Genomic DNA, 9,665 nt, shown 5'->3' with positions numbered 1-9,665 from the left:
CCACTTTATGCAGTTTATGTTGTTCTGTCCTCCTGAAGCAAGTCCGCTAGAGTGGATGCTTTTAACGAATCTTCCTGTCAATACTTTTGATGAGGCAGTTGAAAAGGTTAGTTGGTATTGTCTTAGATGGAAGATAGAGATACTTCATAAAATTTTAAAATCTGGCCTTAAAGTTGAAGAATGTAGACTTGAAACAGCAGAAAGATTAATGAGGTATTTAACGGTTATGAGTGTTATTGCTTGGAGAATTTTTTTTATTACAACAATTGCAAGAACCAATCCAACACTACCGTGCACTACTTTATTAGCTGAAGAAGAGTGGAAAGTTTTATACGCGAAAATACACAAATGCCCAAATGTAACTCCTACTATAAAAGAGGTTGTTTCATGGATTGCTCAGCTTGGAGGCCACTTAGCCAGAAAAAATGACCCAGAACCTGGACCTATTACCCTTTGGAAAGGATGGAGACGTCTCTTTGATTTATCAGAAGGATGGAGGCTTGCTACTGAACTTTATACTTATGGGTAATAGTAAGGAACCAACTATAGGAAACTTCGAGATCATGGAAGACTAGCAAAGCAATTTCTAGGAAGAGTGAGAAAGAGGTCTCCAAATATTTTCTATCATTGGACACTTGTGATACTTTCAACACTTATGGAGACTGGTGGGGAAGTTCCGTTGGTCTACTCTCCAGCTAATTAATCGTGCAAGAACATATAGAACAATAAGTGAAAAACCTAAAGATGAAATACAAAATTTTTTAGCTAATCAAAAAGAGAATCTTTCATATGAAATAACGTTACCTAAAATTGATAATTTTTTACCATAGGTTAATACAGTAACTGTTTAAATTAGCAAAAGTTCAATAAGTATAGCTAAGTCTTTGCAATATCAATAATTTCATTGTGTACGTGATTATCACTTTTTGTTTCAATTCCAGTAATAACACTGCACCTATTGGGTTCTTTTACAGCTATTTCTTGAAATCCTTTTCGAACTTTATTATAAAAATCAACGTTCATCTCTTCGTATTTATTTTTATCCTTTGCTCTGCTGAGCCCAACTTGAACATCAATATCTAGAATAAATGTGATATCTGGGTATTTAATCTTCACCAATTTGTGTAAGTCTTTTATTAGCCTTAAGTCAACACCTAACCCATATCCTTGATATGCAATAGTTGAGTCGATAAATCGATCACAAATAACTGTCTTTCCTTCTTTAAGAGCTGGTAGTATTAATTTTTTCATATGTTCATATCTCATTGAAATAAGTAATAAAAGTTCAGAGATGGGATCAATATTATCCTTAAGTAGTAATCCTCTTATTTTTTCTGCAAAATCAGTACCACCTGGTTCTCGAGTCAATACCACATTACTTTCACCGCGAATTTGCTTGAAATAATTTGCAAGTAACTCAGACTGTGTTGTTTTACCAGAACCATCTATTCCTTCGAAGGTTATGAACATAAGTTTTATAATTACAACGCTAAATGCAAACAGTATACATAGAAACCGTTTGACATTTAAGCAATAAGATCATAAGTTATATAAAGTAAAAAACTCTATAAGCTATGGTTGCACTGAATACTCCTGGGGTAGATTTTGGTTTTACTGCAAAGGATTTCAATCTCTTGGGAGTGGATAACAAATATTATGCATTAAGTGACTGCTGTGAGAAAAATGGTCTTATTGTAATGTTTATATGCAATCACTGTCCTTACGTTCAATCAATTATTAGCAATCTAATAAGCGATGTTAATTTATTGGAGAAAGATTATCAGGTAAATACATTTGCAATAATGCCAAATGATGTGAATGAGTACCCAGAAGACTCCTTTGAAAACATGATTAATTTTGCCAAGGAAAATAAGTTTACATTTCCATATTTGATTGACAGTAACCAAGAAGTAGCTAAAGAGTATGGTGCTGTTTGTACCCCTGATTTTTTTGGCTTTAATTCCAACCTAACCCTCTGCTATCGTGGACGTTTTAACAACGCAAAAAAAGAGAAAGTTCAAAATTACGAAATAGGAAGTAGTGATTTATTTCAAGCCATGAAATTTGTTGCAGAAACTAGCAATCCTCCAGTTGACCAAAAATCAAGTATTGGTTGCTCAATTAAATGGTCTAATTCTACAGGGTAAATATCATGCACAGTGGCTCTCAGCATTTGTTTGATATTATAATTTTACTCTCTGCTGCTGTATTCATAGTCATAGCGTTTTGGAAAATGAATATCAGCCCGGTGCTTGGTTACTTTGTTGCAGGCGCATTGATTGGTTCTCATGGATTTAATCTGATACATTCAGCTGAAGTAATGGATAATTTTGCAGAATTTGGTGTAGTTTTCCTATTGTTCATTATAGGTCTTGAATTGACATTTGAACGTCTTATTGCCATGCGTATGCATGTGTTCGGATTTGGTTCCCTTCAAGTTATAGTTACCATGATAGCAATATGGTGCATTGCTCTCGCCTTTGGAGTGAGTACAAACATGGCAGCAATTATTGGTGGCGGACTCACACTATCCTCAACAGCAATAGTGTTGCAGGTTCTGCAAGAAAAGGGTTCTCAAGCAAGCCAAGTTGGTAGATTGTCGATAGCAGTGCTACTAATGCAAGACTTTGCAGTGGTACCTCTGATAGTACTAGTGCCTCTCCTTACTGGCAATTCTGAGCACAGCTTAATAAGTTCGTTAACAGGCTCATTAATGCAAGCAGCTATTGCATTAGTGTTGATATTTGTAACTGGTAGGTTATTACTGAGGCCCTTATTTTCGGTTATTGCCAAAATGGATAGTAATGAAGTCTTTATATCAACAACACTTCTCATAATATTAGGATCAGCGTTTATTACTGAGCAATTTCATTTATCGATGGCATTAGGTGCATTTGTTGCTGGGTTGCTAGTTGCGGAAACAGAACACAGGCATTCAGTAGAACATGCGGTATTACCATTTAAAGACTTGTTTCTTGGCTTATTTTTTATGACCGTTGGCATGTCTATTGATATTGATCTTTTACTCAATAAGTTACCGCTCGTTACTTTATTATCAATTATTCTTATCGTTTTAAAGACGTCCATTATATATACATTGTGTAGATTTTTTGGGTTTAGAAGTGCGCCTGCAATACAAGCTGGGTTACTGCTTGCCCAAGGCGGTGAATTTGCATTTATCTTATTCCGTTTAGCAGATGAGTTAGATGTACTACCAAGTGAAATCGCTCAAGTACTTATGATGGTAACTACAGTAACTATGGCTTTTACTCCTCTTTTATCAGGAATTGGAGACTGGATAACAAATTCATTTAGCACTGAAAAAGTAATACTAGACGATGAAGCAATTGAAACAGACACACAAGACCTTTATAACCACGTAATAGTTGCTGGGTTTGGTAGAGTGGGATATATGGTAACAAAAATGCTTACTGCAGAGCACTTAAGTTATGTTGTTGTAGATATTCAATCAAAAATAGTGAAAGAAGGAAAAAATGACAGTTTTCCTATATATCTTGGAGATGCTACAAGACATGAAATTTTAAAATCAGTTGGAATAGAAAGAGCCCAAGCTCTTGTGGTTTCAATAAAGAACGAAGTTACTATAAAGAAAATAGTTTCTCTAGTTGCGGCAAATTTCCCGCATGTAAATATTATAATACGTTTACCAGATTTGAATAATGTGGAGATTTATAAAGATCTAGGGGCTAGTAAAATTATTCCCGAGACGTCTGAAATTGGATTGCAGCTAGGTGGAGCAGCATTAAGTTTAAGTGGAATTAGCGAAAGTGGAGTTACATCTTTAAAAGGTAAATTTAGAAAAGGTAACTACAGTATGTTAAAGGACCTTGATAAAGATGAATAGTCCTCTATCACTTTAATTAGTGACCAGAAAAAAACACATTTAATTAAACAACTATACTCTCTAGAAAGGTAAAAAATTGACCTTATTATAACTATGAACAAAATAATCATAAAAAAATTTGGTGGGACTTCGCTAACTGACTTAAATCGAGTTGCAAACCTGATAAAAAACGATATTGAGAAAGGTTGTAATGTAATCGCTGTTGTATCTGCTGCTGCAGGATTCACTGACCAAATGGCTTTTCAAGCTAGGCAAATTTCAAATTTAAATTGTAGACAAAAGTTATCAGAGTATGATGTCCTACTTTCAGCAGGAGAACAAATCTCTTGCGGGTTATTAGCTATCACTCTTCAATCTATCGGAGTTAATGCTAAATCATGGCTCGCCTGGCAATTACCAATTGTAACTGATAATTTTTATTCTGAGTCTAAAATAAAAACAATAAAAATTGACCATGTAAAAAGATCTTTTGCTGAGGGTTATACGGCTGCAATCATTGCTGGTTTTCAGGGTATACATGGTGATAGAATCACTACTTTTGGCAGAGGAGGATCTGACATATCAGCAATTGCCTTTGCGGTAGCCTTTGGTATTAGAACTTGTGAAATTTTTACTGATATTGACGGAATATATACAGCAGACCCAAAAATTGTTCCAAGGGCACGCAAGCTTAAATCTATCTCTTACAATGAAATATTGGAAATGTCATCATCTGGTGCTAAAATATTACATAATCGTTCAGTACAACTTGCAATGAAGCATAATATTAAGATGCAAGTGCTATCTACTTTTAAGAAAGTCGAAGGTACTACAGTACTTCACGAAAAGGATGTATTGGAAAAACACTTAATTACTGGAATAACTTATAGCACTAACAAAGCTCTTGTAACTTTTACTAACCCTGCAAATACCCTGAGTACTTTAAGAGATATGGCAGGAGCAAATATTAAAATTGGTATGATAAATGGATCAAGTTTTGCTATCTCTAAATTTGATATTGATTTAATGAAGAAGTTCCTGAATAAGAGTGAAAGTTATGCTATAAACGATAATGTGGCTAAAATTTCAATAATTGGTATTGGTGTTATGTCTGTGATGTACCGCACACTCAAGGTTTTAAGCGAAAAGAAGATAGAAATACTTGCTATCACAACGTCTGAAACCAAGATCAGTATAGTTGTTCAAAAAAAACACGCTGAGGCTTTAATTAGAGATTTACATACTGAATATGAGCTTGATGTATATCAGCACGCTTGAAATTTATTTACTTGATAATTCAAAAAACTTGAAAGAGCAAAGGTAGTTATTGAAATTATCTTGATTTATATCGGTTATCCAAGTTTGACATTGAATACTTAACACTTCCTCTATTAACGCCTTTCTATAATGTTTATCCAGATGCGACATTATATCGTCAAGCAGAAGAAGAGGTGCTTTATTGTGGTGAATACACCTTGCTTTTACACTGGATAAGATGATAGAAAGCAGTAATAATTTTTGTTCTCCAGTGGAGCACAGATTTATTGGCATGTCCCTTTTTTGGCAAGAAACCCGAAAATTATCGTTATGCACAGAAAAGGTTACTCTACCAGTTAATGAGTCTTTTTCTCTGTTTTTCTTTAGACGATTCTGAAAATATTCTGCAGTATCGTCCAAAGTTAGTTGGCTGCTGAATTTCAAACTTGCCTTCGGAAAAAACTCACAAGAATGGTTATCAATTGTGTACTTTAGTATTTTTAAAACAGACAACCGCATACGTAAAATATCAACTGCATTGGTAGCCATGACGTTTTCAAGACTAGAGAGCCAATTTTCGTCCAAAATATTCTCTCTAAGCAATTTACTTCGCTCATGTTTAGCTTTCCTGTATTTCATATAGCAATAAGTGTAATTTTCTTCAAACAGTGAGACGATACGGTCTAAAAATTTTAACCTGTCGCTTGGAGAATTAAGAAGAATATAGTCCATTTGTGGAATTAGCCATATTACATTAGATATTCTATACAGAGATGAGTAACTTGACTGCGTTTTCCCATTAATTTGTATTAGTTTCTTATTAAGATTCTTTCCTATACCAATTGAGTTAAGGTCTGCTCCATTGAAAAAATCATAGTACACTACCCAACCTTCATTACTGAGCCTATTTTGCATCTCACTAGTTTTTGCTTTTTTCATTCCGTTGCTTTTAGCAAGCAATGAGATTGCTTCAAGTATATTAGTTTTCCCAATACCATTTTTGCCAGTTACTACAACTGGTTTATCATCTAAATCCAGCTCAAAGTTTGAATGATTGCGAAAGTTATATAATTTCAGTTTTTTTATATAGCAATGGGTAGTCATTCTTTAATTTATATTTTCCTTACTTCTTCTAGAACCTCATCAACATGTCCACTAACTTTTACATTTTTCCAAATTTGTACTACTTTACCTTTTTTATCTATTAAAAAAGTAGTACGTTCTATTCCCATATACTTCTTGCCAAACATGTTCTTCTCTACCCAAACACCATATTTTCCCAACATTTCAGCATTTTCATCAGAAACCAAAGAAAATGGCAGAGAATATTTTGCTTTGAAGTTAGCGTGGCACTTAACGCTATCTTTTGATACACCAATTATCACTGTGTCAAGAGAAGAGAAATTTTCTATTTTGTCTCTAAAGCCCTTTGCCTCTATTGTACAGCCCGGAGTATCGTCTTTAGGATAAAAATAAAGGACTACATTTTTTTTATCAAAAAATTCACTCAGTGATAAAATCTCACCAGAATCTGTTGGCAAGCTAAAATCAGGTGCATTATTTCCTACTGTTAATTCCATACTTTGCTCCATTAATAACACTTTTATGGTACTATAGTATATTGTAATAGGAAGGGAGGATAAATGAAAGTAGCTTTTCAAATGGATGGAAGTATAAACTTCGAAACTGATACTACATTTGCATTAATAAAAGAAGCGCAGAGGAGAAAGCACGAAATTTTTGTCTATGTCCCTAATAATCTAGCACTCAGATTAAATCAGCCAATAGCCCTTGCTCAGAAAGTCAGCGTTGATGATTTTGGTTTTACTTCTAAAAGAGATGTAGACATCGATTTGAATGAAATGGACATCATACTTATCAGGCAGGACCCACCTTTTGATATGCGTTACATCACAACTACCTATATTTTAGAAAAAACCAGTGCATTGGTAATTAATAATCCAACGGAGATAAGAAATTGTCCTGAAAAGTTAATTACCTTACTATTTCCAGAACTAATTCCTTCAACTTTGATTACTGAAAATATATTGATGATCAGAGATTTTTACTGCAACAATCATAAGGATATTATTCTGAAGCCATTGTACAGTTATGGAGGAATTGACGTAATAAGAGTACAAGATGAAAATAGTATTCAAGTAGTAGTAGAGCTCATGATTGCAAAATATGAATGCCCTGTAATTGCGCAAGCATTTTGCAAAAACATAGACAGAGATAAGAGGATACTATTGCTAGATGGTAAACCAATAGGGATAATGAAACGAGTTCCAAAAACCAGCGGAGAAATTAGAACAAACGTGCGGCTTGGGGCAAGTTTTGAATCTGCTGAAATGAATGATAGAGACAATGAAATATGTAATAAAATTGGTCCTGAGCTGAAGAAAAGAGGGCTAATATTTGTTGGTATTGATATTATAGATGACTTCCTTCTTGAAATTAACACAACTTCACCTACGGGAGTAGTTTACATCAATAAATTATACAATATATCGCTGGAAAAAGACCTTTGGGATGCATTTGAAGAAAAGGTAAATTCAAGGGTATAGAGTTCAAAGAAAAAGTATGCTATTGCGTTAATTGTAGTTTAACCATGGTGTTATAATCTTTTTATAAAGATGTGAGGTAGTATATGCTTACAATTAAATTAAAAAATCCTGCAGCAGTAGAAGTTAAAAGCATTAAGGCAAGTAAACACGCGAATTCAACGCAAGTACATAACACAGCATTGTTAAGCATAGGTTATGATTGCGATGTAAAGCTAGAAAAAAGCATTTTATTTTTGTTGTCGATACAAGTTCAAGCATGAAAAGTAAGGATGTGATATCAGATGAAGGTGAAAATACCTCTAAAACTATGGCTGCTAAAAAATCTATTTTTGATATAGCATATGAAAGCGATAAAAAACATCTTAATAATACTTACAGTATGATTACCTTTAATAAGGAAGCTCAAGTCTTACTTGACGGAGGAGATATATACGATCTTGCAAAAAAGAAAGAAGATATAAAATTGGATGTAGGCACTTCAATTTACCATGGTATGCTCAAGATCAAAGAACTTAAATCTTTTAGTGAAGTGCCAAAAGATGACACTATTGTAATTTTATTGTCTGATGGTCATAGTAGCCGCATAAATGAAAAAGGTGAATGTTACCTACCACATGATGTAAAGAAGATTATTGAAGGAAAATTTCGACATATAGAATCATAAGTGTTGAAAGTATAACAAGTAGTATCACAGAAGGTGGTTAACGGCATGTAAATTTCCTCCTGATAATAGAACAATTGGATAGTACAAAAGAATCATTAAGATCTAGTGTGAATCGCAATAGTGCTATTTTAAATCTCTGTAAAAAGATTAGGGAGTGTTAAATAAACCATACGCGTCAAGTTAAGAGAATACGCCCAATATAGCAACCATTTAAGGTAGATATCTTATTTGTTGTATTTATTTTTTAAGAAATCTTGATCTAAAATAAGATAATTTTTTTAAAAGAGTCTATAAATTACTAATTTTATCGTTTAATATCTAAAATAATTTTTACCGCTTCTCTTCTTTCTTATGCCACTTTTCCTTAACTTGACGCCTATGGTTAAATAAACTGTGTCAAACCGAATTTTTAATTCAACTCGATTTTCAATCTACCAGGAAAGAAGATGTCAAGTTGAGACATAGTTAAAAGGCAAAGCTGTAGTCCACTTTTGCTCTACTTTTTTTATAGCACAATATACCTGCTTATACAAGGCATTTGTGTTGGTAAATGAACTCTTAGTCTTGGTAAATTTTCTGATCTGCCTATGCAGCCCCTCAATAGGATTAGTAGTATAAATTAGCTTCCTAACTGGCCCAGAATATTTGAAATAACTGGACAAATTTTCCCAGTTATTCTGCCAAAACTAGAGGATACTTTTCTCCCCATTTTTCTTCCAACTCAAGCAAATAATTCTCGGCAATTTCTCTACTTGCAGCACGGTATACTTTTTTCAGATCATTCATGAAAACTTTTACATCTTTGCTCGATACATATTTTAGAGAATTTCTTATCTGGTGTACTATACATTTCTGCTTTAGCTATTTATCGCTGTAGGAAAGCTTTTTAATACATGCAATCCTCTACTCCTCTCTCTTTAAGGTCATTTAGCACTCCCAACCAAAACTTCGCTTTCAGCCAAATAAAACTTCTTTTCTGCCATTTTGCTAATATGTTATACATACATTTACTTACGCAACTCCTTAAAAAACCATAAACACTATTGGATATACAGATTGCAGCGGACGACTGCGCCATTCATTGATTACTGGCAGTAGTAATGTTTGATATTTCTACTATAGCTAACCAGTGTCAGCTGACGTCATTCTTGATCTCTTATATCACACAATGTTCGTACAGTTATGGTGGTATGATATGGGTGCGCCAAGCAAAGTGCGTAAAATTCAGTTGGTCAACTTAGGCAAAGTCTAGCCAACAGCCTAGAACAAACCATTATGCTACATAAGGTAACGAGCGTAGTAAAGCTAATGGAATGGACAATGCAGGGTACAA

At 33.9% G+C, this 9,665-nt stretch carries 10 protein-coding genes and 1 pseudogene; 7 read left to right on the top strand and 4 right to left on the bottom strand.

Going from position 1 to position 9,665, the window contains the following annotated elements; all coding sequences use genetic code 11:
* A partial coding sequence (locus Wcon_RS06805; protein ID WP_114517656.1) for an IS4 family transposase occupies positions 1-529 on the top strand: 529 nt, incomplete at its 5' end.
* A gap of 347 nt (positions 530-876) precedes the next feature.
* On the opposite strand, the gene tmk is transcribed toward Wcon_RS06805, so the two are convergent.
* A complete protein-coding gene (gene tmk, locus Wcon_RS06795; RefSeq protein ID WP_114517678.1) occupies positions 877-1,470 on the bottom strand; it encodes a dTMP kinase in 594 nt (197 codons plus the stop codon).
* Between the two features lie 104 nt (positions 1,471-1,574).
* Between tmk and Wcon_RS06790 the strand changes: the two genes are divergently transcribed.
* The 3 genes from Wcon_RS06790 (at position 1,575) to Wcon_RS06780 (ending at position 5,122) form a co-directional block, all read left to right on the top strand.
* The gene (locus Wcon_RS06790) at positions 1,575-2,147 is read left to right on the top strand and encodes a thioredoxin family protein (protein ID WP_114517677.1); all 573 of its coding nucleotides are present in this window, start codon (positions 1,575-1,577) and stop codon (positions 2,145-2,147) included.
* A gap of 5 nt (positions 2,148-2,152) precedes the next feature.
* Positions 2,153-3,865: a monovalent cation:proton antiporter-2 (CPA2) family protein gene (locus Wcon_RS06785; protein WP_114517676.1), complete on the top strand. Its 1,713-nt coding sequence runs from the start codon at positions 2,153-2,155 to the stop codon at positions 3,863-3,865.
* 93 nt (positions 3,866-3,958) lie between these two features.
* The gene (locus tag Wcon_RS06780; protein WP_114517675.1) at positions 3,959-5,122 is read left to right on the top strand and encodes an aspartate kinase; all 1,164 of its coding nucleotides are present in this window, start codon (positions 3,959-3,961) and stop codon (positions 5,120-5,122) included.
* 3 nt (positions 5,123-5,125) lie between these two features.
* On the opposite strand, the gene recF is transcribed toward Wcon_RS06780, so the two are convergent.
* Positions 5,126-6,205: a DNA replication/repair protein RecF gene (gene recF / locus Wcon_RS06775; RefSeq protein ID WP_114517674.1), complete on the bottom strand. Its 1,080-nt coding sequence runs from the start codon at positions 6,203-6,205 to the stop codon at positions 5,126-5,128.
* 8 nt (positions 6,206-6,213) lie between these two features.
* On the bottom strand, positions 6,214-6,681 hold the full coding sequence (gene bcp, locus Wcon_RS06770; RefSeq protein ID WP_114517673.1) for a thioredoxin-dependent thiol peroxidase: 468 nt from the start codon (positions 6,679-6,681) through the stop codon (positions 6,214-6,216).
* Positions 6,682-6,744: 63 nt separating this feature from the next.
* Between bcp and gshB the strand changes: the two genes are divergently transcribed.
* From gshB to Wcon_RS06760, 3 genes are all read left to right on the top strand, one after another.
* Positions 6,745-7,668, top strand: a complete 924-nt coding sequence (gene gshB, locus Wcon_RS06765; protein ID WP_114517672.1) for a glutathione synthase — start codon at positions 6,745-6,747, stop codon at positions 7,666-7,668.
* Between the two features lie 83 nt (positions 7,669-7,751).
* Complete coding sequence (locus Wcon_RS11450) at positions 7,752-7,928, top strand: hypothetical protein (protein WP_153295407.1); 177 nt, start codon at positions 7,752-7,754, stop codon at positions 7,926-7,928.
* Positions 7,925-8,332 (top strand): vWA domain-containing protein, encoded by a 408-nt coding sequence (locus Wcon_RS06760; RefSeq protein ID WP_114517671.1) that lies wholly within the window; start codon positions 7,925-7,927, stop codon positions 8,330-8,332. The genes Wcon_RS11450 and Wcon_RS06760 overlap by 4 nt, the downstream gene beginning before the upstream one ends.
* A gap of 409 nt (positions 8,333-8,741) precedes the next feature.
* Here Wcon_RS06760 and Wcon_RS06755 read toward each other — a convergent pair.
* Positions 8,742-9,430 (bottom strand): annotated as a pseudogene (locus Wcon_RS06755) (IS256 family transposase); the annotation flags it as partial.
* Positions 9,431-9,665: the final 235 nt, after the last annotated feature.

It is taken from the genome of Wolbachia endosymbiont of Cylisticus convexus (genome assembly GCF_003344345.1).
This window is presented reverse-complemented; position numbering and strand designations above follow the sequence as displayed.

Excerpts from the sequence above, each read along its gene's own strand:
- tmk (WP_114517678.1), bottom strand. The coding sequence starts at position 1,470 with ATGTTCATAACCTTCGAAGGAATAGATGGTTCTGGTAAAACAACACAG.
- Wcon_RS06790 (WP_114517677.1), top strand. The coding sequence starts at position 1,575 with ATGGTTGCACTGAATACTCCTGGGGTAGATTTTGGTTTTACTGCAAAG.
- Wcon_RS06785 (WP_114517676.1), top strand. The coding sequence starts at position 2,153 with ATGCACAGTGGCTCTCAGCATTTGTTTGATATTATAATTTTACTCTCT.
- Wcon_RS06780 (WP_114517675.1), top strand. The coding sequence starts at position 3,959 with ATGAACAAAATAATCATAAAAAAATTTGGTGGGACTTCGCTAACTGAC.
- recF (WP_114517674.1), bottom strand. The coding sequence starts at position 6,205 with ATGACTACCCATTGCTATATAAAAAAACTGAAATTATATAACTTTCGC.
- bcp (WP_114517673.1), bottom strand. The coding sequence starts at position 6,681 with ATGGAATTAACAGTAGGAAATAATGCACCTGATTTTAGCTTGCCAACA.
- gshB (WP_114517672.1), top strand. The coding sequence starts at position 6,745 with ATGAAAGTAGCTTTTCAAATGGATGGAAGTATAAACTTCGAAACTGAT.
- Wcon_RS11450 (WP_153295407.1), top strand. The coding sequence starts at position 7,752 with ATGCTTACAATTAAATTAAAAAATCCTGCAGCAGTAGAAGTTAAAAGC.
- Wcon_RS06760 (WP_114517671.1), top strand. The coding sequence starts at position 7,925 with ATGAAAAGTAAGGATGTGATATCAGATGAAGGTGAAAATACCTCTAAA.